Raw genomic sequence first — 25,233 nt, 5'->3', positions numbered from 1 at the left:
TTGTTTAGAGTGATTCTAAATAAATATTTTCATTAAGAGTCTTTTTTTAAATAAAAAAATATCGTTATGAGTTCACAAGATATTATAACAATTGAAGATGATTTTACGCTACTTCGTTTTCAAAATGATGGTTTAGAAACTTTTCAAGCCAAACACGAAGTGAGTAATGGCTTGATTCAATTTCATTTTGGATTAAAAGGAAAGGCTAAATTCAACTTTAACCAAGGGAGTTACATATTGGATTTGAATGAGGAAAAATCATACTTATTCTACAACCCTCAAAAAGAATTACCCCTCAATTTAGAATTGGCACCTAATACTTGGGTGATATCCATTTTAATTTCGATTCAAAAATTTCACCGATTATTTTCTAATGATTCGGGGCATATTCCGTTTTTGAGCGAAGAGAATAAAGACAAAAAATACTATAAAGAGGGCGATATTAGTCCTTCAATGGCAATTGTTTTGAGTCAATTGTTTCATTATAATTTAAATCCTTCGATCAAGAATTTGTATTACAAAGGCAAGGGATACGAATTGTTGAGCTTGTATTTTAATCGCTCTGAAGATCCGAATGCGGAACAATGTCCATTTTTGATTGATGAAGAAAACGTCTATAAAATTAAAAAAGCCAAAGAAATCATCATAACCAATATGGCTGAGCCTCCAGGATTACAAGAATTGGCTGATGAAGTAGGTTTGACGTTAAAGAAACTCAAAATGGGTTTTAAGCAAATTTATGGTGACACCGTTTATGGTTACCTTTTCGACCATAAAATGGATTATGCCCGCCAATTGCTGGACAGCGGTTCCTATAATGTCAATGAAGTGGGACTGAAAATCGGGTACAGTACCGGAAGTCATTTCATCGCGGCTTTCAAAAAGAAATTTGCAACTACTCCAAAGAAGTACCTGATGTCAATCAATTCAAATGTTTAAAACACGATTGATTTTAAATATCAAAACATAATAAAAAAATAACATTTATCATATTTCCAAAAAGTAGCTTTCTATACTTTTGGCAAAAAAATCACCTAGATATGAAAGGCGCATTATTAATAAACTTAGGATCACCTGAAAGTCCAACCCCGAAAGATGTAAAACCCTATTTAGATGAATTTCTAATGGACAAATACGTGATTGATGTTCCGTATTTGTTGAGAGCATTTTTGGTTCGTGGCCTTATTCTAAGAAAACGACCTGAAAAAGCTGCTGCTGCTTACGCAAAAGTATGGACAGACGAAGGTTCGCCACTTGTGGTCATTTCAAAAAGAATGTACGAAAAAGTAAAACCGCAAGCCAATGTTCCGGTTGCTTTAGCAATGCGTTACGGAAACCCTTCGTTGATGGCAGGCTTACAGGAATTGCAAGACAAAGGTGTTACTGAGGTATTGCTTTTGCCTTTGTATCCGCACCACGCGATGTCATCGACAGTTACCGTTCTTGATAAAGCGGAAGAAATCAGAAAAAAGCATTTCCCTAATATGAAATTCACTTCTGTTCCTGCATTTTACAACAAACCAGATTATATTAAAAACCTGTCCGATTCTATCCAAAAACACTTAAACGGATTTGATTACGACCATCTTTTATTCTCTTATCACGGACTTCCGGAGCGTCATATTCGCAAAACTGATGTAACCAAATCACATTGTAAAATTGATGGTTCTTGTTGCAACACGCCATCACCGGCACACGAATTTTGTTACCGTCACCAATGTTATGAAACCACAAAATTAGTTGTAAAAGCACTTGGAATTCCTGAAGGCAAATACAGCCAAACTTTTCAATCGCGCTTGGCTGGAGATAAATGGTTGGAACCCTACACGGATGTTGAAGTGAACAAACTTCCTGAAAAAGGAATTAAGAATCTAGCCATTGTGACTCCTGCTTTTGTGGCAGATTGTTTGGAAACTCTGGAAGAAATTGCAATGGAAGCCAATCACCAATTCAAAGAACACGGAGGCGAAAATTTCTTGGCCGTTCCTTGCTTGAACGATGATGACGAATGGTGCGCTACGGTAAGTAAATGGATTAATGACTGGGCTAAATAATTTTTATGGAACTCTACAACTATCTCAAATCCCTACATCTCATATTTGTAATCACTTGGTTCGCAGGATTATTCTATATCGTCCGATTGTTTGTGTACCAAATAGAAGCTGCCGATAAACCTTCGCCTGAAAAAGAAATTCTGCAGAAACAATATAAACTTATGTCCTACCGATTGTGGTATATCATTACCTGGCCATCAGCCGTATTGGCTAGCATTTTTGCGTTTTGGATGCTGTTTTTTACCGATTTGGGAAGCGCTTGGTTAAAAATGCCTTGGATGCACGTAAAACTTGGCTTCGTTTTTGTGCTATATTTATATCATTTAAAATGCCAGCAAATTTTCAGTCAATTACAGAGGGACGAAGTAAAATACACTACCAATTTTATGCGTTTGTGGAATGAGATTGCCACTATAATTTTATTCGCTGTTGTATTTTTGGTTGTATTGAAAAATGCCGTAAATTGGATTTATGGAGTGATCGGTATTTTCCTCTTTTCGATTACTATTATGCTTGGTTTTAAATTTTACAAAAGAATTAGGGAGCGAAATAAATCGTAATTATGCTTAAAAACTTAAAGATTCCCATAATTTCATTACGTGTTAGAATCTTTCTATCAATGGTTGTATTAATCATTGCCACCTCTCTTTTGCTTATAACCATTTCCATCTTTCAATACAAAACTATCGCAAAAGAATACAATCAAAAGCGAATAGAAGGCAAGGAACATTATGTAAAAGAGCACATCAATTATATGCTTTCAAACACCAAGTATCCTCTGACCGATGCTAATATAAAATTAATCTTTAAAGATAAAATCTACGAAATATCCGATATACAAAATACTGAAATACAGTTCTATTCCTTAGATGGAAAATTACTGAAATCCTCCAAAGAATCCTTCGCCGCTGCGACACAAATCCCAACAATCTCAAAATTCATCCTGAGATTAGTCAATGCTTCAATTGAAAAAAGATTTGTCGAAGTCAAAACCATTAATGGAATTAAATACCGATCCTCCTATAGCCTTATAAAAAATAAAAAATTCAAACCCATCGGAATTCTAAAATTACCTAACGTCCCCGATGATGGCTATTATGAAAAAAAATTAAACAATTTCTTAATAAGCTTGATACAGGTGTATGCACTTATGATCGCCATGGCTTTTGGACTGGCTTATTTCCTTTCTACCTTTATTACCAAACCAATCTATGATTTTGCAGAAAAATTAAGTGAAACCAGTTTGAACCAAAAGAACGAAAAAATTCCATTTTCGGCCAAAATTAAAGAGATTAACATGCTCTTACTAGCCTATAACAGAATGATTGGAGAACTCGAGAGAAACGCCATTGTTTTGGCTCAAAACGAACGGGATTTGGCCTGGCGTGAAATGGCTAAACAGGTGGCTCACGAAATCAAGAATCCGCTAACGCCAATGCGACTTACTATTCAGAGTTTTCTACGAAAATTCAATCCAGAAGAACCAAATATTAAACAAAAATTAAACGATTTCTCTGAATCCTTAATTCAGCAAATAGACACGATGAGCGCCGTTGCATCAGCCTTTTCCGATTTTGCTTCTATGCCCGCCCAACAAAATGAAATGCTGAATGTCGTTGAAGTGGTAGAACTTACCTTGGATATTTTTCATGAAGATTATATTGTTTTGGAATGTTCCGAAAAAGAAGTTATTTCTAAAATTGACCGTACTCAACTCATTCGTGTAATAACCAATTTGGTTAAAAACGCCATACAAGCCATTCCAGAAAATCAGGAAACCAAAATGATATTGGTCACCATAGAAAAAATAAATAAAGAAGTCATTATTACGATAAAAGACAATGGAACTGGAATAAGTCCTGAACATATCGACAACATTTTTGAACCCAAATTCACTACCAAAAACAGCGGAATGGGTTTAGGCCTTGGAATTATAAAAAACATTATAGAAAACTACAACGGAACAATTACCTTTGAATCTAAATTTGGAAGAGGTACTATATTCACAGTTACCTTACCCATCATTAACTCATAATTATAACACAATGAACTACGACAATCTTTTAATTACACTAGAAAACAACATTGCAACAGTTGTCATCAATAGACCAAATAAACTAAATGCTTTGAATATTGCAACGATCAACGACTTGCACAAAGCCATAAAAGTATTGGGTAAAAACAAAGAAATTCAAGTTATCATACTTACGGGAACTGGCGAAAAAGCATTTGTTGCTGGTGCAGACATTTCAGAATTTGCTCATTTTACAATCGAAGAAGGAGCGCAACTGGCTTTTCAGGGGCAAGAATTGTTGTTTAATCTTATTGAAAACCTAAAAACACCAGTTATAGCAGCAGTTAATGGATTTGCATTGGGAGGTGGATTGGAATTGGCCATGGCCTGTCATTTTAGAGTAGCTTCAGACAATGCCAAAATGGGACTTCCGGAAGTTTCTCTTGGAGTTATTCCAGGATATGGAGGAACTCAGCGTTTACCACAATTGATTGGTAAAGGTCGTGCAATGGAAATGATTATGACTGCCGGAATGATAACTGCAGATGAAGCCAAACAATACGGATTAGTGAATCACGTAGTTCCTCAAGCCGAGTTAATCGAATTTTGCACAGGAATTGCCCAAAAAATCATGAAGAATTCTCCTTTTGCGATTGGTAGAGCCATAAAAGCAATTAATGCTAATTATACCGAAGGAAAGAACGGTTATGAGACCGAAATCAAAAACTTTGGAAAATGCTTTGGAACCGAAGATTTCAACGAAGGAACAAAAGCATTTTTAGAGAAAAGAAAAGCTGTTTTTACAGGGAAGTAGTTCTTTAAATGTTAAAAAAACAACTTTTGCTACTTCGAAAAAAAGGAGTATTTTTACGAAAATTATATAAAAACGATCCCTTATTTTGAATAAAATAAAGGAAAAACTGAATAAACAAAAGAAATAGAGATGAAAGAAAAAAGCAGTTCAGAGAAAGAAGCTAAGTTGAAAGCGTTGCAGCTTACACTTGACAAATTAGACAAAACCTACGGAAAAGGAACTGTAATGAAAATGGGCGACAAAGCCATTGAAGAAGTAGAAACAATTTCTTCGGGATCTTTGGGAGTTGATTTGGCTTTGGGAGTTGGTGGTTATCCAAAAGGAAGAATTATAGAGATTTACGGACCAGAATCCTCTGGAAAAACGACTTTGACACTTCATGCAATTGCAGAAGCTCAAAAAGCGGGAGGTATTGCTGCTTTTATTGATGCGGAGCATGCTTTTGATAGAAATTATGCTGAGAAATTAGGAGTTGATATCGAAAACTTAATCATTTCACAACCTGATAACGGGGAACAAGCACTTGAAATTGCCGAAAACCTGATCCGTTCTGGAGCTATTGACATCGTGGTTATTGACTCTGTTGCTGCATTGACACCTAAGAGTGAAATTGAAGGTGAAATGGGAGATTCCAAAATGGGTCTTCATGCTCGTTTGATGTCTCAAGCATTAAGAAAATTGACTGGAACAATTAGCAAAACGAATTGTACTGTATTTTTCATCAACCAATTGAGAGAGAAAATCGGTGTAATGTTTGGAAATCCAGAGACAACTACTGGAGGTAATGCCTTGAAGTTTTACGCTTCGGTACGTTTGGATATTCGTCGTTCTACACAAATTAAAGATGGTGAAAATGTTTTGGGTAACCGTACTAAAGTAAAAGTTGTAAAAAACAAAGTGGCTCCACCTTTTAAAGTGGCCGAATTTGACATCATGTATGGTGAAGGAATCTCGAAAACAGGTGAAATACTAGATCTTGCAGTAGAGTTTGAAATTATCAAAAAAGCAGGTTCTTGGTTCAGTTATGGTGAAACCAAGCTTGGACAAGGCCGTGATGCCGTTAAATCATTGATTAAAGACAATCCAGAATTGGCGGATGAACTTGAAGTGAAAATTAAAAGTCACATCAAGGAATTAGCAGAAGCATAAAAATAGAAAAGACCGCAATTGCGGTCTTTTTTTTTAATTGTTTTTTGATTCATCCAGCTTTTTGAATGCTAATAATTCATTATATATTAAAGTTCTAACGTGTTCTCGTACTTCCTTTCTGTCCAATGGCTCTCCGTTTTCCGAAACCGTTTCAACCAAAGGTAAAATCTTAACGCGCATTAGCCCTGGACTTCCGCTATAGAACGTGTACGACAATCTTTTTTTATTATCCGGAAAAACGAGAGGAACTATCGGTAAATGATGTTCTACAGCCAAACGGAAAGCTCCGTCTTTGAAATTATCCAAAAGGATAGTCTCGTCGTGTGGTACACCACCTTCTGGGAAAATACAAATACTTAACCCTCTATCAATTCTTTTTTGAGCTTCGTCAAACACTTCCATTCTACTTTTAGAACTGCTTCTATCTACTAGAATACTGGTTCTTTTGTAGAAAAACCCAAACAATGGAATCTTTGCAAGCGACATTTTTCCAACAAAAACAAAAGGATTATCCACTGCGGCAAGCATTAGCATAATATCGGTCATGGAAGTATGATTGGCTACAAACATATAGCTCTTCTTGTGATCCAATTTTTGGATTTTTTCTATTCTATAATAAAAACCCATTCCAAAAAGCACACATTTGGCCCAAATACGGGACATTTTAAAGAAATAGGGGTAACCCTTTTCAGTCAATATGGAAGCCACCAAAAATGGAAGCATAATCAGGATAGGTATGAGCATCACCACATAAAACCATACCCGCCAAACAGCCCAAAATATCTTTTTTATACTTTTCATGAAGCCAAAAGTAAGGAAACTTGCGGAAAATTTAGCAAAAGAATTAACTTTGCAATCAAATATTACATCACCATACTATCATACTAGATTTAAAAAAATAAAAATGGCAAAAATACTTACAGGCGTTCAAAGTACAGGAACTCCGCATTTAGGGAACCTATTGGGCGCAATTATACCTGCAATCGAATTGTCGAATAAACCAGAAAATGAATCTTTCCTTTTTATAGCCGATTTCCATTCGGTTACACAAATAAAAGATGGAGAAACATTAAGAGGCAACACTTATAGCACTGCTTGCGCGTGGTTGGCCTGTGGTTTAGATACCGAAAAAGTGATTTTTTACCGCCAGTCCGATGTGCCGCAAACAGCGGAATTATCTTGGTATTTGAGCTGTTTTTTCCCTTTCCAACGTTTGACATTAGCACACTCATTCAAAGACAAATCTGATCGATTAGATGATGTTAATGCCGGTTTGTTTTCGTATCCAATGCTTATGGCTGCAGACATTTTATTATATGATGCCCAATTTGTTCCCGTTGGAAAAGACCAATTGCAACATGTAGAAATTACACGTGATGTGGCATCCCGTTTCAACCACCAAATGGGAGAAACATTTGTAATTCCAGAAGCCAAAATCCAAGAAGATAGCATGCTAATTCCTGGTACAAACGGTGGAAAAATGAGTAAATCTGCAAATAACATCATTAATATTTTCTTGGACGATAAAGCGCTACGCAAACAAGTAATGAGTATTGAGACAGACAGTACGCCATTAGAAGATCCAAAAAATCCTGATACTTGTAACGCTTTTGCCATCTATTCTTTGTTAGCCAATGAAGAGCAAATTGCAACTATGAAAGCAAATTATTTAGGTGGAAATTATGGTTATGGCCACGCCAAACAAGCTTTGTTTGAATTGATTGTAGAAAAATTTAAAACCGAAAGAGAAAAATACAACTACTACATCAACAATCGCCCAGAGGTTGATACCTTATTGAAGAAAGGAGCCGTAAAAGCCGGTGCGGTTGCAAATGGCGTTTTGGCAAAAGTAAGAGAGAAATTGGGATTTGAGATTTAGATAAAATTTCAAAAACTAAACAAATTGCACTAATTAGCACGAACAGATTCGTGCTAATTAGTGCAATTCGTGTTTATAAACCTTATTGTATCGGCAGGTTTTTCTCGAAAGCAGAACCAAAAGAAATAAAGGAATCCGTTCCTCCCACTCCTTCAATAATGTGAATTTGTTCGTAGATAATTTTGCGTAACTCTTCGTTATTGGCCGCCACAATCTTGATAAACAAAGCATATTTACCCGAAACCCAATGACATTCCACAATCTCAGGAATCAATTTGAGTTGTTCAGCTATTGAGTAAGCGAAACGGGCTTCTTTGGTAGTGATTCCGGTATATGTAATGGTTTCAAAACCATTGGCTTTCGCATTCAATTTAACTGAAAATCCTGCAATCACTCCCGATTCCTGCAATTTTCGCACACGCAAATGCACTAATGAATTGGATACTTTTAATTCTTTGGCCAATTCAGAATATGGAATTCTTCCATTCTCACTCAGCTTTCTGATGATTTCTTGGTCTAAATAATCAGTATTTTCGTTGTTTTTGGAGTTTAACATCACTTCATTATTTGGTTAAAAACTATAACATTGACAATTCTAAAGCAAAAACAATGCTTACTGCTGTCAAAATTACACAATTATTACTCATATATGTCTTTTTATAAATAATCCAACCTACATTGTGTTATTTCAACAGATTTCTATCTAGTTTTGTGTCATTCTTACAATTTAAAAACACAGACAGGAATGGACAAAAATCAACTGCTTTCGAAACTATGGGAACAATATGCTGAAATAACCCCATCTGCAAAAAAAATACACACGTTATTAGAAGAGAAAGGTGAAACCATTCTAAATGATCACATTGCCATTAGAACATTTAATGACAAAAGAGTCAACATCTCTGTCTTAGAAAAAATTTTCGTAAACGTTGGATATGAAGCCCGTGGAGAGTATGTTTTTGAATCTAAAAAGTTATTTGCAAAACATTACGAACATACTACAGACAAAGATGCGCCGAGAATTTTTATCTCCGAATTAGAGTTAGAAAAATGTTCTGAATCGTTACAAAACACGGTTAAAAAAATATTGGACGATTGCGACCCAAATGAGTTTAATCACCCACAATTGGCTTTGAACAGTACTTTTTGGAAATCAGATTCACAGGCGATTTACAAATCACTTTTGGAAGAATCAGAATATGCAGCTTGGATGTATATCTACGGTTTTAGAGCCAATCATTTTACCATTAACGTAAACGCGCTTAAGAATTTTGAAAAACTAGAAGAGTTGAACAACTTTTTGGAGGAAAACGGTTGGAAATTAAACGCTTCCGGAGGAAAAATAAAAGGAACTCCTGAGCAATTTTTAGAGCAATCCAGTACACTAGCCGATTTGTACACCATCACTTTTGAAGAAGGTTCTATTGAAATTCCATCTTGCTATTACGAATTTGCATTGCGCTACACTATGGCTGACGGTAATTTGTACCAAGGATTTGTAGCTTCATCTGCTGATAAAATATTTGAAAGCACAGATGTGAAATTGCAAAATTAGAAGCTAAAAACATTTCAATAACTTGTCATATTCGCCATTTTTTGGATTGGATTATGACAAGTTATTATAGTTTTTAAGAAATATCTCTCCAAAATTGTATAAATCCAGATTGAAAAACTCATTTTTAAATAAATAAAATAAAATTTAAAATTGCTTTTTGAGGATTAAATTTAATAATGTCCCATCAAACAGACTATTTATAACAATAACCTCAATTATCGTTAAACTGGCTAGTATTATACCAATATATTTTTAGAATAACAATCGAGGGTTTATCTTTGTGCAAAAAATTTACAAATAATTTTTATTTGTGACAAACACAAAAAAGATGACAGAAAATCAGGAAACATTTATATTCGATTTTGACAGTACTTTTATAAAAGTAGAAGCACTTGATGTATTATGCGAAGTAATTTACCAAGATAGTGCAGCTGGTGAGCAAATATTAAAGGAAATCCAAAGGTTAACTGATCTTGGGATGGAAGGAAAGCTTTCGCTAAAAGAATCTTTGACTAAAAGAATTCAGTTATTACAAGCCAATAGAGATCATATTGGAACTGTAATTGAAGAGTTGAAAAAGAAAGTAACTGCTTCGGTAATTAGAAACAGAACTTTTTTCAAACAGCATTCTGACAATATATATATCATTTCGAATGGTTTTAAAGAAATCATTATTCCAATAGTTTCGGAATACGGAATCAAACCAGAACACGTTTTGGCCAACACTTTCAAATTTGACCATGACGGAAAAATAATTGGTTTTGACGAAAAAGACGAATTGTGTGAAAATCAAGGAAAAGTAAAAAAAATCAAATCATTGAATCTTCAAGGAGAAGCGATAATGATTGGTGACGGATATACCGATTACGAAACCCTAGAAGGTGGAGCGGTAAGCAAGTTTTTTGCTTTTACTGAAAATGTAAGCCGTAAAATCGTAGTAGAAAAAGCTAGTCAAATAGCGCCATCATTGGATGAAATTCTTTATGAACTGTCTTATAAAGCTTCAGTTTCTTATCCAAAAAACAGAATCAACGTTTTATTATTAGAAAACGTTCACGAAGACGCCGTTAAAATCTTTGAACACGAAGGCTATAATGTAGAAACTATCAAAGGATCTTTGTCTGAAGACGAATTGATCGAAAAAATAAAAGGCGTTTCTATATTAGGAATCCGTTCAAAAACTCACGTTACGGCAAAAGTTTTGGAACATGCTAATAAATTGCACGCTGTTGGAACATTCTGTATCGGAACCAATCAAGTGGATTTGAACGCTTGTAGCATGAAAGGTATTTCGGTTTTCAATGCACCATACAGCAACACTAGATCTGTTGTGGAATTAGCTTTGGGACAAATCATTATGTTAGTTCGTAATACTTTCGAAAAAAGCAAATTAATGCACGAAGGCGTTTGGGACAAATCGGCCACAAACAGTGTTGAAATTCGTGGTAAGAAATTAGGTTTGGTTGGATACGGAAGCATTGGATCACAGCTTTCTATCGTTGCTGAAGCATTAGGTATGAAAGTATATTTCTACGATGCAGTTGACAGATTGGCTCTTGGAAATGCTAAAAAATGTTCTTCTTTGAAAGAATTGTTAGCTCTTTCAGATGTAGTTTCTTTACACGTTGACGGACGCGCAAGCAACAAAAACATAATCGACGCCGATGCTTTTGATTACATGAAGCCAGGTGTTGTATTCTTGAACCTTTCAAGAGGTCACGTTGTTGACATTGAAGCATTGGTTGCCAATTTAAAAAACGGTAAAATTCACGGAGCTGCTGTCGATGTTTTCCCTTATGAACCAAAAAACAACGATGAGCCATTTGTATCTGAATTGCAAGGTTTGAAAAATGTAATATTGACGCCGCACATTGGAGGAAGTACCGAAGAAGCTCAAGAAGACATCGGACATTATGTTGCTAACAAAATAATCAATTACATCAATACTGGTACGACTTATGGAAGTGTAAACCTTCCTGAAATTCAGCTTCCTGAACTTCAAAGTGCACACCGTATCATGCATATCCATGAAAACGTAAAAGGTATTTTGGCACAAATCAACAATATCCTTTTAGAATATGACAACAACATTTTGGGTCAATATCTAAAAACCAACGAAACTTTGGGGTATGTAATTACCGATATCGATAATTTCCACAACAAAGATTTGGAGAAAAAATTAAAAAAGATTCCAAATACAATCAGATATAGAATTCTATACTAAATAATTTTAGATTTCAGCTTATAGATTTCAAATTAACCGAAATCTATAAGCTGAAATTTTTTAATAAAAAATTACCCAAATGAACCTTGAAAGTCTTGAAAAGCAATTAGATGGAAAACTATTGTACGACCACACCATGCGTACGCTTTATGCCACTGATGCAAGCGCTTACAAAGAAATGCCATTGGCAGTGGCCATTCCAAAAACTAAGGAAGATATTCAAAAAATCATTGCTTTTGCCAGAGAAAACAAAAGTAGCGTAATTCCTCGTGCAGCTGGAACTTCTCTTGCTGGACAAGTTGTTGGGAATGGAATTGTGGTTGATATTTCACAAGAATTTACCAAAATCCTTTCGGTTGATCCAGTCGAAAAATCAGCTTGGGTAGAGCCTGGAGTGATTCGAGATGAACTGAATTTACATTTAAAATCCTATAAATTATTCTTTGGCCCTGAAACCTCAACCAGTAACCGCTGTATGATTGGCGGAATGGTAGGTAACAATGCCTGTGGTGCAAGATCTGTAATTTATGGTTCTACACGTGAGCATTTGCTTGAAATTAAAGGATTTTTGGCAGATGGAAACGAAGTAACTTTTGGTGCTTTGACCAATGCCGAATTTGAAGACAAATGCAACGGTATCAATGTGGCAAGCCCATTGGAACAAGCCATTTATGTTCAAACCAAAGAATTATTGTCATCGCCGGCCAACAGAGCGTTATTCGACGAAAATTATCCTAAAAAATCAATTCCGAGAAGAAATACGGGTTATGCATTGGATTTATTAGCTGACAGTCAGCCTTTTGGAGATCCAACCGAAAAATTTAATTTTTGCAAATTAATAGCAGGATCCGAAGGGACTTTGTTCTTTTCGACAGCTATTAAACTGAATTTGGTTGATGCACTAAAACCTTTCGCTGGTTTGGTCTGCGTACACCACAATAGCATCAACGAATCGTTGAAAGCCAACTTGGAAGCCTTGAAATTCAAACCGGACAGTGTTGAGTTAATCGACCATTATATCCTTGAATGTACCAAAGAAAATATCGAGCAAAGTAAAAATAGATTCTTTGTGGAAGGTGATCCACAGGCGATTTTGGTTGTTGAATTTTTAAGGGACTCACAAGAAGAAATTGTCGAAATCGCCAAAGAAATGGAAGAGCTGATGCGTTCCAAAAACCTTGGCTACCACTTCCCGATTGTTTGGGGAGAAGACACCAATAAAGTCTGGAACCTTAGAAAAGCAGGATTGGGATTATTGTCTAATATTCCCGGTGATGCCAAAGCAGTTGCCGTTATTGAAGACACTGCGGTTGATGTTAATGATTTACCTGATTTCATCGAAGATTTCAATGCTATTCTAAAAGAGCGAAATCTAAGCTGTGTGCATTATGCACACGCTGCTACAGGAGAATTGCACCTTCGCCCAATCATTGACCTAAAAACCAAAGAAGGGACAGCGCTTTTCAGAACTATCGCTACCGATATTGCCCATTTGGTTAAAAAATATAAAGGCTCACTTAGTGGAGAACACGGAGACGGAAGACTTCGTGGTGAATTTATTCCATTGATGTTGGGAGAAGAAATCTACCAAATGTTTATCCAAGTGAAAAATACTTGGGATCCTTGGGGTATTTTTAATCCTGGGAAAGTGGTAAATACGCCTCCGATGGACAGCAGTCTAAGGTATAATCCTGGACAGGAAACTCCAATGCCGGAAACCTATTTTGATTTCTCCGAACACAATGGAATCGTGCGTGCTGCCGAGATGTGCAACGGATCGGGAGATTGTCGAAAAACAGAAAAAAGCGGCGGTACAATGTGCCCAAGTTATATGGCAACGCGTGATGAAAAACACACCACTCGCGCCAGAGCCAACATATTGAGAGAAACCATCACCAATTCAACCAAAGAAAACAAATTTGATGACGAAGGTTTACTTGAAGTATTGGATTTATGTTTGAGCTGTAAAGGATGTAAATCCGAATGCCCATCCAATGTGGATATGGCGAAGCTAAAAGCAGAAACCCTACAACAATACCATGATAAAAACGGAGTTAAATTCCGTTCGAAATTAATTGGTAACACTCCAAAAATCAACCAATTATTTGGTTCATTGCCTTGGATGTATAATTTTGGAACCAAAGGAATCATTGGAAATATTGTGAAACGCGCGACAGGTTTTGCCACCGAAAGATCGTTGCCTCAAATGCACAAGATTACCTTTCAGAATTGGATCAAAAATTATAGACAAACCGGAAATTTCATTAACGGAAAAGTCTATTTGTACAACGATGAATTCTTGAATTTCTATGATGTCGAAATAGGACAAACTGCCGTAAAGCTGTTTAACCGTTTGGGTTATGAAGTTGTGATTCCACAAATCGGATTCAGCGGAAGAACTTATCTTTCAAAAGGAATGCTGAAAGAAGCCCGTGAATTGGCCGAAAAAAATACTCAGGCTTTCGCCAAAGTAATGCCGGAGAACGCAATTTTGGTTGGAATTGAACCATCGGCTATATTATCGTTCCGTGATGAATATCCGGATTTATGCCGTGGTGACTTGAAAGTAAAAGCCAAAGCATTTTCAAGCAGAGCAATGTTAATCGAAGAATTCTTGGCCAAAGAATTGGACGAAGGACGTATCACATCAGCATCTTTCACAGAAAATACCGAAAGAGTCCGTATGCACGGTCACTGTTTCCAAAAAGCGTTGTCTTCATTGGTACCATTAAAGAAAATCCTAATGTTGCCACAAAACTATACCGTGCTTAATATCCCAAGCGGATGCTGTGGTATGGCGGGATCTTTTGGTTATGAAAAAGAGCATTATGACATTTCGATGAAAATTGGAGAATTAGTATTATTCCCAACCATTCGTTCAGAAGAACAAGCCACGTTAATTTCAGCTTCAGGAACGAGCTGTAGGCACCAAATAAGCGACGGAACAAGCCGAACAGCATTTCACCCTGTTGAGATACTTTATAAGGCTTTAAAATAAAGATTACAGACTTAAGAATAAAGATTGCAGATGTTTTTGGACATCTGCTTTTTTTTTTGAGGTAAACAATCAATCTTTACTTTCTTGCTGAAATCTGAAATCTACATTCTATAATCTAAAATTATATAGCCTCAAACATTTTCCCTGGCAAAGGCCGTATTACTCCCTTTAATTCCATATTGAGTAATAAACCCGAAATTCTATAAATGGGGAAATCACAATGCAGGGCAATAATGTCCATCATTTCTTTTCCTGTTTTCAAAAGGTAATCATACACTTTTTGTTCGTCGTCATCAAGGTTGACAAACAATTGTTTTTGAATCGGTTTGACTTCTTTCTCAATATCCCAGTTTAGCATATAAACCAAATCGGCGGCACAAGTAAGTACATTCGCCTTTTGAGTTTTAATTAAATTATTACAGCCTTGACTGTATTTATCGGTGACGCGCCCGGGAACTGCAAAGACATCTCGATTATAATCATTGGCCATATTCGCTGTGATCAACGAACCGCCCCTATCTGCAGATTCAATGACAATCGTGGCTTCGGTCATTCCGGCAACAATGCGGTTTCTACGAACAAAATTCTCTTTATCTGGATTTGAAGTACTCCAGAATTCTGTCATAAAACCGCCGTTCTGTTCCATTTTTGCAACGTATTTTTTATGTGGTTTAGGATAAATTTGGTTCAGACCGTGGGCAACAACTCCAATTGTCTGTAAATCGTAATCCATCGCCAGTTGGTGTGCCACGATGTCAACGCCATAAGCAAAACCACTGACGATTATCGGATCCAAAGGCGCCAGATCTTCTATTAATTTTCTACAGAATTCAGTGCCATAAGAGGTGATTTGGCGCGTGCCGACAATGCTGATTATTTTTCGATTTTTTAAATCAATGTTCCCTGAAGAAAACAACAAAACCGGTCCGTCTATGCAGTGTTTTAGCCGATCTGGATATTTTTCATCTTGAAAACCAAACACCTCAATGTTATTCTTTCTAATGAAATCCAACTCTTGATTGGCTTTTTCAAAAATGGTTTTCTCCTTAAAATTTCTTAACAGAACAGTACCTACACCGTCAATGGCGGCAAGTTGGGAGGATTTTGCATTCAAAACATTCTCGGCAGTTCCAAAATGGGTAAGTAGCTTTTTGGCCATAATATCTCCCACCCCTTCAACACGGAGTAAAGCCAATACATGAAATAGATTTTCTTCTGACATATCTTACAATTATAAGATAAATTTTCGAATTTTAAAAAGTTTAAAAATTAAAAACCCATTCATTTGTAAAAAAAGAGATTCCAAATTTTAAAAAAAAGAACAAAAAATTGATTTAAAAAAAAGATTCCTTAAAAAACAAAACTGTAACTTATTGATTATGTAATACATGTAAATTGTTAATAAAAATTGTGAATAAAATTTTGATAACTATTCCCGTTGTATAACTTTGTTACTATGAAAATAGAACTTTACATCGCGCAACTTTTATACCGTTATCAATGTGTAACCGTTCCAGGTTTTGGAGCTTTCCTGACCGAAATCCAATCGGCTCAACTGCTTGAAAACTCCCATTCCTTTTTCCCTCCAAAAAAGGTGATTTCGTTTAATACTCACATCAAAAATAATGATGGTTTATTGGCAAATCATATTGCTCAAGCCGAGAAAACATCTTATGATTATGCTGTAAGCGCAATCGAATACGAGGTTTTGAATTGGAAAAAAACGTTACAGGAAAATCGTAGTTTTTCTATAAAAAATATCGGTATTCTAAGTTTAACTTCCGAAAATAATATCCTTTTCACGCCAAACGAACAAACCAATTATTTGGCACAATCTTTTGGATTGACTTCTTTTGTTTCACCTGCAGTGAAAAGAGAAATGGAACTTGCAAAACCTGAAATTGTATTTGAAAAAGCAACAGCAGTAATTGAGGAAGAAAAACCTATTTTCAATTTTATTCCTGAGACTAGAGAAAGAAGCCCTTATTTAAAATATGCTGCTATTTTCGTTATCGGATTAGCAATTGCTGGATCTGTTGGTTATCCGATGTATCAAAATCAAATAGCGACTGAAACTGTTTTGGTTGAAACAGCCGTTCAAAAACAGGTACAAAATAAAATCCAGGAAGCAACTTTCTTTATTAAAACACCAATTCCTGCAGTTACACTTTCTTTGAAATCCGAAAAGGAAGTAGAAGCAAAAATGCCTTATCACATTATGGCTGGCGCTTTTAGAAGTGAAGCTAACGCCCAAAAAAGATACAACCAATTAATCGCTAAAGGCTTTAAAGCAAGAGTTCTTGGTATTAATAAAAACGGTTTATACCCTGTTTTATACGGAAGCTACTCTACTTTTTCGGAAGCGGAAAAACAAAAAGACACTATCACCGAAACAGATAATCCTGAAGCTTGGATCTTGATTCAATCTTTGTAGAAAAGTCAAAATCTCAATACTTAAATCACGAACAAACCCGAATCAAAAAAGGGATTGTTTGTGATTTTTTATTTTGTAGCGATTCGATTTCTCTCCTTTTGAAAAGTAAAATCAATTTTAGTCTTTCTTTCTCAATTTTTATTAAAAAAAAAAATGAGGTAGTTTTTGATTTAAAAGCGTCTTAAATCAACCAAAAACACCCTTAAGCCTTATTTCGAACATAACTCAATAATGTTTCTCAAAGCTCAAATCAGGCTGAAAATGCACTATTTTTCAAAAAATAAAAAATAACAAATGATTTTATGTCATTTTAAAAGTTTTAAAAATTATAAATAATTGTAATTAAAATAGTTATAATTTTTTTATTAAATTTGGTAAGTAAAAACCAAATTTTCTCTTCCCATATCATTTTGAGTTTTTTTTACAAAACAAATAGCAGTATTTCAATCACTATTTAAAACCAAAGAATATGATAAAAATAAAATACGCTTCTCTGATTATTTTATTATTTTCCTTCCGTCTTATAGCCCAAAATGCAGAAACCGACAAAACTATGGAAATCTTTGGTTTCATACAGATGGATTCTGGCTATGATTTTGGAAGAATGAATCCCGATTGGTATGACACAATGCGTCCCACCCAAATTTTGGACAGCGAGGGAAATGAATACCAAGAGCAAGGTGTCTATTTTATGAGTGTAAGACAAACTACATTTGGAATAAAAAACTATTTTGACACTCCAATGGGTAAAATCAAAACACATTTTGAGTTTGATTTATTTGGAATGGGAAAAGAAGTTGGAAACATTGCTTTTCGACTTAAACATGCTTATGGAGAGTTAGGCAAATTTGGAGCAGGTCAAACCAATAGTTTATTTACTGATACTGACGTTTATCCTAATATCGTAGAATTCATGGGCCCTAATGCCTTGCCTTTCATACGAAATATTCAAATACGATACACCCCTATTTCAAATCAAAACCATACTTTGGCTATTGCAATTGAGAAACCTGGAGCCACTGCAGATCAAGGTGTATACGGAAAAAACTTTGTGTATCCTCCACTGCTAGATGGTATGGATGCAAGATTTTCGGTTCCTGATTTTACAGCAGAATACCGATATAGTGATTCATGGGGTTATTTAGAATTGGCAGGTATTGTCCGAAGTATAAAATGGGAAGATAACAACGATGATCAATATGACTTGTCAGGAAGTGCAGTAGGTTGGGGTTTAAGTTTAACTACCCGATTAAAAGTAGGCAAAAGCGTGATTTTTCATGGAGCGTTAACAACCGGTGCCGGTATACAAAACTACATGAATGATGCAGATGCAGATATTGGAATTAAAAGACAATATAACAACACAAATACGCCGATAAAGGGAATTCCTATTCCAATGATAGGAGTGGTTACTTATTTTGACATTAATTGGAGTCAAAAATTTAGTTCGGCTATTGGATATTCGATACTAAATAACAATACCACCGAAGCTCAGTTATCTACTGCATACAAAACAGGGCAATACGCCAGTGTCAATCTTTTGTATTCACCAGTAAAAAACTGCATTTTAGGACCCGAATTACAATGGGGAATGCGTCATAACAATGACTTTGCAGGTGATCCGCAATTCAATCTTCCTGCGGCAAAAGGCAATAGCGGAAGCGATGTGAAACTTCAATTTTCATTTAGATATTCTTTCAATACTGCTTTTTATAAAAACAAATAAGTGTTAACTGACTAATCAGTCAATTATTATTTACTTAATCTTCAATCATTTTCCATAACATTTCGAAAGCTTCCTTTATAAGCTCCATTTGTTTTTCATTACTCAAATCATTTGAAATAATATAATAATGTAAGCCGTTGATTTGAGCTGTAAACAAAGAGTAAATGAAAGAAACAGGCAATTGTTTGATAAGCACAATGTCAATTCCGTTTTTAATCAGGACAAAAAGTGGGTGTTCTTCTTGATTTTCAATTGTTGGCAATGCAACTTTAAAATAAGGAGAATGACTGAATTGCTGTAAATAATGGTAATGAACTGGATTTGCAAGACTCCAAGACACAGTTGACAAAAAAAGCGATTCAAATGATTCTTTAGAAATTGAATGAGATTCCATTCTCTCGAGAATAAAATCGTCCATTTCTTTTAAAATCAAATGATATAAGGCAAAGATAAGTTCATCTTTGGTCCTGAAATAATTGAAAAGCGTACCTGTGGCCACGCTCGCCTCTTGAGCAATTTTAGCGGTTGCAGTGCCGTGAAAACCGTTTTCAACAAATAACTTAAGTGCCGTAGCTAGAATTATCTCTTTTTTGTTCATCATTTTAAGATTGACTAATCAGTCACAAAAATAATTATTTTTATTTCATTAAAATAAAATTTAGATAATTAATATTATTGGTTAACTAATTTCATAGTTATAAAGGCTTCAATGAATTTTTAAAATCATTTGGTAAACTAGATAAAACCATATTTATTGCTTCTTCAGGAGTTTCAACAATTCTTGAAAAACCAATCTCATCAGGAGAAAAAACACCTTGATCTGCCATGAATCCAACAAAATCACGCAATCCTTTCCAAAATTTTCCTCCAACCAAGATAAGAGGGAATGGACCAATTTTGTGACACTGAATCAAAGTTGCGGCCTCAAACAATTCGTCGAGAGTTCCTAAACCTCCAGGCATAACAATAAAAGCACATGAGTATTTAACTAACATGACCTTTCGGACAAAGAAATATTTAAATTCAAAACTGTCATTGACATAAGGATTCGGCTGTTGTTCCTTCGGCAAAATGATATTCAGTCCATAAGTAAGTCCTCCCGCTTCTTTTGCGCCTCTATTGGCTGCTTCCATTGCTCCAGGTCCTCCTCCAGTTAATACTGTGAAACCCGCTTTTGCAAAAGCATTTCCAGTTTCTCTTGATAATTCGTAATATGGTTCGCCAGGTTTAAATCTTGCTGATCCAAAAATAGTTACCGCGGGTCCAAGTTGACTAAGTTTTGTAAAACCCATTTCAAATTCAGAAGTAATTCTCCCCAATCGTTCTTTTTCCTTTTCTGCAGTTCTTCGCTCGCTTAAAAAACGGTGCTCTTCAGAATCTTTTACCGGTAATTCATAGTCCAGTTGCGCTTTTTTCCAATGCTTTTGCCAAGCTTCTTCCCATTGTTCGTGACTTAATCTTTTAAGATTATCCTCATTGTTTGCTTCCATATCCATAAATAAATTAAATGAAATATTATCTAAGATAAGAAAAAACAAACTAATTATTCAGTTCAGTATCAAATACTTGAATTTTAAACATTTAATAAGCAACTGCAATGAATATGACAAAACTCATAATGAACTTTTGACTTATATATGTAATTCAAAAAATGTTATAAGATTGGTGTTTTAAAATAATTATATCTAACGAAATAACGAATCATAAAACAATTCTTAATTAAAACAACGCTCATATACAGGTATTTACAGTAAAAAATAAGATTAAATTGACGTCTAGCTTGTTTTAGTGCTTTTATCGGATTATAAAGCTATTGGTCAGATTTATTTTTAATAGCAAATACATTGACCTAATTTTATAATAGTCTTATTATTAATAGTTTAAATATTATAGGATGGGTATATAAATAACTTAAAAGAAAAAAAGATGAAAACAGATCAAATTACAATTAAAGAGTCCCTCTACCTGATCTACGCTTACGTGAGCATTTCTACATTTGTATTAATGGCAATAAGCAAAATTACTGACAGTCTTGGAAAAGCATTAGACTTCAATCCAAATGTTGAAGTGATAATAGTTTTGAATGTGGCAGTATTTATATCGCTTTATTATTATAAAAAAAGGCATAATAACCATATTCATCATAACAACTTTTAATGTTATGAATTCTCCAATGCGGTTTGAACCCAGATTCCGCATATAAAATGTTAAGTTACATTGATTCTTATTAATCTATTGCTTCAAGAAATAAAAACCTAGCATTTGTAAATTCCTCTTAACCTCTATTTTAACAATCGAACTGGAAAATAATTCAAAAATCGAAAACAGTAAGTTAACCAGCTTATCATTTTCGAGTTAAAAATTATATCCGATACCTATTTTAGGTAAAGAAAAATCTTTTGTCAATAATGATGAATTAAAATGATTTTATGGATGAAAACACTAATACTACTATTTATTTCAATTTCATGTTACAGTCAAAACACGACAATCCACTTTTATTATGGTGCTAAAAACATAGTAGGAAGCGAGATAATGTTTCATATCAAAAACACGGAATCTACTTATTTTGGCGGTGCCTTTTCTGGAGCATTGAAACAAGAACCTACAATGCCAGGAAAAATAACTGCCTATTTTTCAGACCAAACAGTCACCAAGTCATTCAATGAAGAATGGTGTTCTATTTACGGGGTTGGTAGTTCTGGTTTGTTTAAAAGCATACTTATTAAATACAAAGGAGGTCTATCCGTGTATAACCGAAAAGTAGAATTCAACAACGAATATTACAAAATAGATAAAATTGTTTACAAACCATTAATTGGGATTGGTGCCATGTATGCGGTAACAGATGATATTGGAGTTGAAGCAGGTATAGATACCTTTAACAAGGGAACAATAGGATTGACAGTGAATTTTTAAAATATGATTATCTAGGAGATTTTTATAACCCTTTTATTCAAATAATTAGAAATTAGAAAATCAAAAAGGAGGCTGAATGTTGAATTCAGCCTCCTTTTTGATTTTTCCTTTTTTAAGTTAGTTGTGTAATAGCTATGAATGTAAATTGACAAATCGAATTTAATCGAAGATTATAAATTCATTAGTTTTACAATATTCAATACAAGTTTCATTATTTGTGCTTCGCAAACAACGAAAACTTAGTTTTTATAGACAGTTTTTATTTATATAATTTCGGTTCTTTTATTCCTCGTTTTAAAAAATTTTCTTTGTTCATTTCAAAATGACTTGTTGTCATCGAATTATAATATGTCTTAAAAGGCGGCAAATCATATTCAAGTCTTAATTTATCAACGTTTAATGAATCAAGTAATCCATTTTTTGGAATTGCCTGCCCCTCATCATTGTAAGTAACTTGCGATCCAAATGATTGTTTTTTATTTAAGTTAATAGCAATTCTGTCTTCAAGCATTGCGTAATTGGATTTTCTGGCATTATTTCTATCAATTTCCTTACGTAATGCTTTAAGCATTTGTTGCTGAAATTTAACATCATTATCTGCGTGCTGAATTGTTATCCAAAATTTATTTGAATGTTCTTTACCTATTTTGTCAAATCCTAAATAACCATACTCGGAATATAACTTTTTAATCCTTATTTGGTTGTCAGTACCTACACTGTCTCTTTTTGATTCAAAAAATTTCCAAGCTTTTTCATTACCATATTTTTTAACCAAGTCGTCAAAAGGAAGCCCTGCGTATTTTTGATCAATTTCAAATATATAATTCAGTTCTGAAATTATCTCTTCTTTCTCTGAATTGGTAATTGATCTGGTTGAGTTACAACCTATAATTGTTATTGATATAAAAAGAACTATTGCTTTTTTCATTTAATGCATGGATTATATTAACTTGGATTACAACATCATCTCAATGCACCTAAAATTTGGATCGCTTTGTCTGATAAACGTCATATTTTGCCTTTTCCAAATATAAAAAAATAATACTTATAAACCTACAAAATATGATTTTTTGCGGTTTTGAACAGTCTTTGTGCATCGCATAATAAAAACAGGGAACTCAATCAGAAAATAATGCCCTTACACGGCCTTCGGTTTAATGTAGATTCAAACTCGCCTTGAACATTCGGAGTTCTTCCCAACTGAAGGCGTCACCGTATTTTTCTTTTAGTGGAGAAACCGATTCTTCTTTGTAGCCGTCAAAGGCCTCGGTGAGCGCTGCCAATTTATCTTCCGAAAATACTTCGCTGACAGTAATTCTTTTGGTTTGTATTAGCTTGGTCAGATGTCCTAAAATGGTTTCCTGGGTGAACTTGCGAATGGTGCCAATTTCCTTTACCGTTTTCTTTTGCAACCATAGCTCGTAGGTTTCCTCTATTGTTGATTTTTTGGGTTCTTTAGTCGCAGTTTTCTTGGATCCGTATCGCTCAGCATCTTTTTCGTCCTCGATCAGGGTGATATTGGCTTTCTTGAAATCTTCGATGACGCGCTCGACCTTGATGGTTTTGTATTGCTTGATTTCTGGGGAAGTCAGCTTTTCCTTTGAAATTGTTTCTCCTTTTACCAATGTGGCTACCATTAATTTGGCTTTCATCAATTGAAGCACCGCCTTAGTTTGTAAATCGTCGAGCACTATCAACTCGTCATAAAAAGCTTTGGCTTTTTTTAGACGCTTTACTTCTTCTATTTTCCAAAGGATTTCATATACTAGCTTGTCCATTGGCTCCATGAAATAATTAAAAGCGGCGTTGATTCGGTCTGAAATATGATTGAATTCCAATTGTTCGTTATGGAACAACTTATCCAATTGAACTAAAAACTTAGAAGACGGATCGAGCAATTGCCAAATCACACCCGCTTGGTTATTTGCCCAAGTGCGGTGTTTGGATTTGGCCGAGTTTTCAGCATCTTCATTGTAGCTGAATTGATGGTTGCGCCATTCTTGTGCTAACTCATTCCAATCGAAACTGTTTTTCAGATAGTTGAGAATAAAATTCTTGGTTTCGCGCTTTAAAGCATTCGCCAAAGCTTCTTCCGTAGCTTTGTTCTCAGCATAATCCATTACATCCTGATCGTTAGAAATGCCATTCATTCGCAGCGGAGAAAGCAAAACAAGCCCATTTAAGGAACGTAAACGCGATAAAGCCACATATGCTTGTCCAGGAAGAAAAACTTGTGATACATCGAGCGCTGCTTTGTCAAAAGTCAATCCTTGACTTTTATGTACTGTAATCGCCCAGGCCAGCTTGATCGGATAATGCACAAACGAGCCTAAAACCTCCTCCTCTATTTCCTTGGTCATTTCGTTTACCGTGTAGCGAATATTTTGCCATTCGTATTTATCGACTTCGATCGTTTTGTCTTCGTCAGGAAAATGTACCCAAACTTCTTTGGCAGTCATCGTTTTTATGATTCCCATTTTTCCGTTAAAGTAATTTTTTTCCATCGACAAATCGTTTTTGACAAACATAACCTGTGCTCCCACCTTCAGCTTTAGATAGGGATCGACAGGATAGATTTTTTCAGGAAAGTCTCCAGTGATTTCGGGCATAAACATCATTTGCTTTGCCTCTAGATCTTCAAGCGATTGTGCATTCATCACATCCGCTTTGGAGTTGTGTGTTGTCAAAGTGATGAAACCTTTATTAGCTTTCAGATCAAAATCTGGTTTCACGAATTCGTTCAGCGTTTGAATATCACTTGGAGTAATCTCGTTATTGCGTAGATTATTCAAAACCGAAATGAATCGGTCATCTGTTTGACGATAAATTTTAGATAATTCTATGTACAACGGCGGGTATTGTTGAATCACATGTGCGTGAAAAAAGAATTTTCCTCTGTAGTAATTCCGTAATGTTCGCCATTCTTCATCTCGAATGATTGGTGGCAACTGTAGTAAATCACCTATAAATAACACTTGGACTCCACCAAAGGGAGCTGATTTCCTGCGAACAGTTTGCATCATATAATCCATTGCATCCAGCAAATCGGCACGTAACATACTGACTTCGTCAATAATAAGCAATTCCATATTTCTGATAACAGCACGTTTTTGTCCACTCATTTTGAAATGTCTGCGCAAAGTGGCTTTTGTTTCAAATTTTGTAGTATCAGAAAATTGTGGAGCTGAATTGTCTGGTATAAATCCACCAAAAGGCAACTGAAACATCGAGTGAATCGTTACACCGCCTGCATTCAAAGCAGCAATTCCTGTAGGCGCTACTACCACGGTATTCTTGTGTGTAGTCGCAATTATTTCCTTCAAAAGTGTGGTTTTACCCGTTCCCGCTTTCCCAGTAAGAAAAACGGATTGATGTGTTTGATTGATAAAACGCAGAGCATAAGCTGCTGCTTCGGATATAGATTGCATTTGGCGTGTAATTTAAAAGCTAAAATAGTATAATAATGA

21 protein-coding genes are annotated in these 25,233 nt (G+C 35.1%); 14 read left to right on the top strand and 7 right to left on the bottom strand.

Features of this window, described 5'->3' with window-relative positions:
• Nucleotides 1–66 precede the first annotated feature (66 nt).
• The 6 genes from J2W95_RS08750 to recA all read left to right on the top strand — a co-directional run bounded on the left by J2W95_RS08750 (nt 67) and on the right by recA (nt 6,031).
• The gene (locus J2W95_RS08750; protein ID WP_310006010.1) at nt 67–939 is read left to right on the top strand and encodes an AraC family transcriptional regulator; all 873 of its coding nucleotides are present in this window, start codon (nt 67–69) and stop codon (nt 937–939) included.
• A 101-nt stretch (nt 940–1,040) separates the two neighbouring features.
• Nucleotides 1,041–2,054 carry a ferrochelatase gene (gene hemH / locus J2W95_RS08745; protein WP_310006009.1) on the top strand — a complete coding sequence of 338 codons (1,014 nt, stop codon included), beginning with the start codon at nt 1,041–1,043 and terminating at the stop codon, nt 2,052–2,054.
• Between the two features lie 5 nt (nt 2,055–2,059).
• The gene (locus J2W95_RS08740) at nt 2,060–2,614 is read left to right on the top strand and encodes a CopD family protein (RefSeq protein WP_310006006.1); all 555 of its coding nucleotides are present in this window, start codon (nt 2,060–2,062) and stop codon (nt 2,612–2,614) included.
• Between the two features lie 59 nt (nt 2,615–2,673).
• The gene (locus J2W95_RS08735) at nt 2,674–4,089 is read left to right on the top strand and encodes a sensor histidine kinase (RefSeq protein WP_310006005.1); all 1,416 of its coding nucleotides are present in this window, start codon (nt 2,674–2,676) and stop codon (nt 4,087–4,089) included.
• A 10-nt stretch (nt 4,090–4,099) separates the two neighbouring features.
• Nucleotides 4,100–4,882, top strand: coding sequence for an enoyl-CoA hydratase/isomerase family protein (locus tag J2W95_RS08730; RefSeq protein ID WP_310006002.1), 783 nt, complete (start codon nt 4,100–4,102; stop codon nt 4,880–4,882).
• A 129-nt stretch (nt 4,883–5,011) separates the two neighbouring features.
• Entirely contained in the window at nt 5,012–6,031 is a 1,020-nt protein-coding gene (gene recA / locus J2W95_RS08725; protein WP_310006000.1) for a recombinase RecA, read from the top strand.
• A gap of 33 nt (nt 6,032–6,064) precedes the next feature.
• Here recA and J2W95_RS08720 read toward each other — a convergent pair whose 3' ends face one another.
• Nucleotides 6,065–6,832: a lysophospholipid acyltransferase family protein gene (locus tag J2W95_RS08720; protein ID WP_310005998.1), complete on the bottom strand. Its 768-nt coding sequence runs from the start codon at nt 6,830–6,832 to the stop codon at nt 6,065–6,067.
• 103 nt (nt 6,833–6,935) lie between these two features.
• On the opposite strand from J2W95_RS08720, the gene trpS reads away from it, so the two are divergent.
• Entirely contained in the window at nt 6,936–7,910 is a 975-nt protein-coding gene (gene trpS / locus J2W95_RS08715) for a tryptophan--tRNA ligase (RefSeq protein WP_310005997.1), read from the top strand.
• Between the two features lie 82 nt (nt 7,911–7,992).
• Here trpS and J2W95_RS08710 read toward each other — a convergent pair whose 3' ends face one another.
• Complete coding sequence (locus J2W95_RS08710; RefSeq protein WP_111408403.1) at nt 7,993–8,466, bottom strand: Lrp/AsnC family transcriptional regulator; 474 nt, start codon at nt 8,464–8,466, stop codon at nt 7,993–7,995.
• A 189-nt stretch (nt 8,467–8,655) separates the two neighbouring features.
• On the opposite strand from J2W95_RS08710, the gene J2W95_RS08705 reads away from it, so the two are divergent.
• The 3 genes from J2W95_RS08705 to J2W95_RS08695 all read left to right on the top strand — a co-directional run bounded on the left by J2W95_RS08705 (nt 8,656) and on the right by J2W95_RS08695 (nt 14,687).
• Nucleotides 8,656–9,465: a DUF1338 domain-containing protein gene (locus tag J2W95_RS08705; protein ID WP_310005994.1), complete on the top strand. Its 810-nt coding sequence runs from the start codon at nt 8,656–8,658 to the stop codon at nt 9,463–9,465.
• A gap of 328 nt (nt 9,466–9,793) precedes the next feature.
• Nucleotides 9,794–11,689: a phosphoglycerate dehydrogenase gene (gene serA / locus J2W95_RS08700; protein ID WP_310005992.1), complete on the top strand. Its 1,896-nt coding sequence runs from the start codon at nt 9,794–9,796 to the stop codon at nt 11,687–11,689.
• Nucleotides 11,690–11,768: 79 nt separating this feature from the next.
• Nucleotides 11,769–14,687 carry an FAD-binding and (Fe-S)-binding domain-containing protein gene (locus J2W95_RS08695; RefSeq protein ID WP_310005989.1) on the top strand — a complete coding sequence of 973 codons (2,919 nt, stop codon included), beginning with the start codon at nt 11,769–11,771 and terminating at the stop codon, nt 14,685–14,687.
• Between the two features lie 121 nt (nt 14,688–14,808).
• Here J2W95_RS08695 and dprA read toward each other — a convergent pair whose 3' ends face one another.
• Nucleotides 14,809–15,909 (bottom strand): DNA-processing protein DprA, encoded by a 1,101-nt coding sequence (gene dprA / locus J2W95_RS08690; RefSeq protein WP_310005988.1) that lies wholly within the window; start codon nt 15,907–15,909, stop codon nt 14,809–14,811.
• 234 nt (nt 15,910–16,143) lie between these two features.
• Here dprA and J2W95_RS08685 point away from each other — a divergent pair, with 234 nt between their 5' ends.
• Together J2W95_RS08685 and J2W95_RS08680 are read left to right on the top strand one after the other, a co-directional pair.
• Nucleotides 16,144–17,121, top strand: coding sequence for an HU domain-containing protein (locus tag J2W95_RS08685; RefSeq protein WP_310005986.1), 978 nt, complete (start codon nt 16,144–16,146; stop codon nt 17,119–17,121).
• A gap of 469 nt (nt 17,122–17,590) precedes the next feature.
• A complete protein-coding gene (locus J2W95_RS08680; RefSeq protein WP_310005984.1) occupies nt 17,591–18,847 on the top strand; it encodes a DcaP family trimeric outer membrane transporter in 1,257 nt (418 codons plus the stop codon).
• A gap of 34 nt (nt 18,848–18,881) precedes the next feature.
• On the opposite strand, the gene J2W95_RS08675 is transcribed toward J2W95_RS08680, so the two are convergent.
• Nucleotides 18,882–19,448 carry a TetR/AcrR family transcriptional regulator gene (locus J2W95_RS08675; RefSeq protein WP_310005981.1) on the bottom strand — a complete coding sequence of 189 codons (567 nt, stop codon included), beginning with the start codon at nt 19,446–19,448 and terminating at the stop codon, nt 18,882–18,884.
• A gap of 94 nt (nt 19,449–19,542) precedes the next feature.
• Nucleotides 19,543–20,337, bottom strand: coding sequence for an LOG family protein (locus J2W95_RS08670; protein WP_310005979.1), 795 nt, complete (start codon nt 20,335–20,337; stop codon nt 19,543–19,545).
• 436 nt (nt 20,338–20,773) lie between these two features.
• Between J2W95_RS08670 and J2W95_RS08665 the strand changes: the two genes are divergently transcribed.
• Together J2W95_RS08665 and J2W95_RS08660 are read left to right on the top strand one after the other, a co-directional pair.
• Nucleotides 20,774–21,004: a hypothetical protein gene (locus J2W95_RS08665; RefSeq protein ID WP_310005977.1), complete on the top strand. Its 231-nt coding sequence runs from the start codon at nt 20,774–20,776 to the stop codon at nt 21,002–21,004.
• A gap of 276 nt (nt 21,005–21,280) precedes the next feature.
• Entirely contained in the window at nt 21,281–21,766 is a 486-nt protein-coding gene (locus tag J2W95_RS08660; RefSeq protein ID WP_310005975.1) for a hypothetical protein, read from the top strand.
• 259 nt (nt 21,767–22,025) lie between these two features.
• On the opposite strand, the gene J2W95_RS08655 is transcribed toward J2W95_RS08660, so the two are convergent.
• Together J2W95_RS08655 and J2W95_RS08650 are read right to left on the bottom strand one after the other, a co-directional pair.
• Nucleotides 22,026–22,694, bottom strand: coding sequence for a DUF6624 domain-containing protein (locus tag J2W95_RS08655; protein WP_310005973.1), 669 nt, complete (start codon nt 22,692–22,694; stop codon nt 22,026–22,028).
• Nucleotides 22,695–22,920: 226 nt separating this feature from the next.
• Nucleotides 22,921–25,194: a helix-turn-helix domain-containing protein gene (locus J2W95_RS08650; protein ID WP_310005971.1), complete on the bottom strand. Its 2,274-nt coding sequence runs from the start codon at nt 25,192–25,194 to the stop codon at nt 22,921–22,923.
• Nucleotides 25,195–25,233 lie beyond the last annotated feature (39 nt).

The organism is Flavobacterium granuli, from assembly GCF_031456055.1.
Classification (GTDB): domain Bacteria; phylum Bacteroidota; class Bacteroidia; order Flavobacteriales; family Flavobacteriaceae; genus Flavobacterium; species Flavobacterium granuli_A.
This window is presented reverse-complemented; position numbering and strand designations above follow the sequence as displayed.

Excerpts from the sequence above, each read along its gene's own strand:
- J2W95_RS08695 (WP_310005989.1), top strand. The coding sequence starts at position 11,769 with ATGAACCTTGAAAGTCTTGAAAAGCAATTAGATGGAAAACTATTGTAC.
- trpS (WP_310005997.1), top strand. The coding sequence starts at position 6,936 with ATGGCAAAAATACTTACAGGCGTTCAAAGTACAGGAACTCCGCATTTA.
- J2W95_RS08670 (WP_310005979.1), bottom strand. The coding sequence starts at position 20,337 with ATGGAAGCAAACAATGAGGATAATCTTAAAAGATTAAGTCACGAACAA.
- J2W95_RS08655 (WP_310005973.1), bottom strand. The coding sequence starts at position 22,694 with ATGAAAAAAGCAATAGTTCTTTTTATATCAATAACAATTATAGGTTGT.
- J2W95_RS08740 (WP_310006006.1), top strand. The coding sequence starts at position 2,060 with ATGGAACTCTACAACTATCTCAAATCCCTACATCTCATATTTGTAATC.
- serA (WP_310005992.1), top strand. The coding sequence starts at position 9,794 with ATGACAGAAAATCAGGAAACATTTATATTCGATTTTGACAGTACTTTT.
- hemH (WP_310006009.1), top strand. The coding sequence starts at position 1,041 with ATGAAAGGCGCATTATTAATAAACTTAGGATCACCTGAAAGTCCAACC.
- J2W95_RS08735 (WP_310006005.1), top strand. The coding sequence starts at position 2,674 with ATGGTTGTATTAATCATTGCCACCTCTCTTTTGCTTATAACCATTTCC.
- J2W95_RS08665 (WP_310005977.1), top strand. The coding sequence starts at position 20,774 with ATGAAAACAGATCAAATTACAATTAAAGAGTCCCTCTACCTGATCTAC.
- J2W95_RS08710 (WP_111408403.1), bottom strand. The coding sequence starts at position 8,466 with ATGTTAAACTCCAAAAACAACGAAAATACTGATTATTTAGACCAAGAA.
- J2W95_RS08675 (WP_310005981.1), bottom strand. The coding sequence starts at position 19,448 with ATGATGAACAAAAAAGAGATAATTCTAGCTACGGCACTTAAGTTATTT.
- J2W95_RS08730 (WP_310006002.1), top strand. The coding sequence starts at position 4,100 with ATGAACTACGACAATCTTTTAATTACACTAGAAAACAACATTGCAACA.
- dprA (WP_310005988.1), bottom strand. The coding sequence starts at position 15,909 with ATGTCAGAAGAAAATCTATTTCATGTATTGGCTTTACTCCGTGTTGAA.
- J2W95_RS08705 (WP_310005994.1), top strand. The coding sequence starts at position 8,656 with ATGGACAAAAATCAACTGCTTTCGAAACTATGGGAACAATATGCTGAA.
- J2W95_RS08720 (WP_310005998.1), bottom strand. The coding sequence starts at position 6,832 with ATGAAAAGTATAAAAAAGATATTTTGGGCTGTTTGGCGGGTATGGTTT.
- recA (WP_310006000.1), top strand. The coding sequence starts at position 5,012 with ATGAAAGAAAAAAGCAGTTCAGAGAAAGAAGCTAAGTTGAAAGCGTTG.
- J2W95_RS08660 (WP_310005975.1), top strand. The coding sequence starts at position 21,281 with ATGAAAACACTAATACTACTATTTATTTCAATTTCATGTTACAGTCAA.
- J2W95_RS08650 (WP_310005971.1), bottom strand. The coding sequence starts at position 25,194 with ATGCAATCTATATCCGAAGCAGCAGCTTATGCTCTGCGTTTTATCAAT.
- J2W95_RS08750 (WP_310006010.1), top strand. The coding sequence starts at position 67 with ATGAGTTCACAAGATATTATAACAATTGAAGATGATTTTACGCTACTT.
- J2W95_RS08685 (WP_310005986.1), top strand. The coding sequence starts at position 16,144 with ATGAAAATAGAACTTTACATCGCGCAACTTTTATACCGTTATCAATGT.
- J2W95_RS08680 (WP_310005984.1), top strand. The coding sequence starts at position 17,591 with ATGATAAAAATAAAATACGCTTCTCTGATTATTTTATTATTTTCCTTC.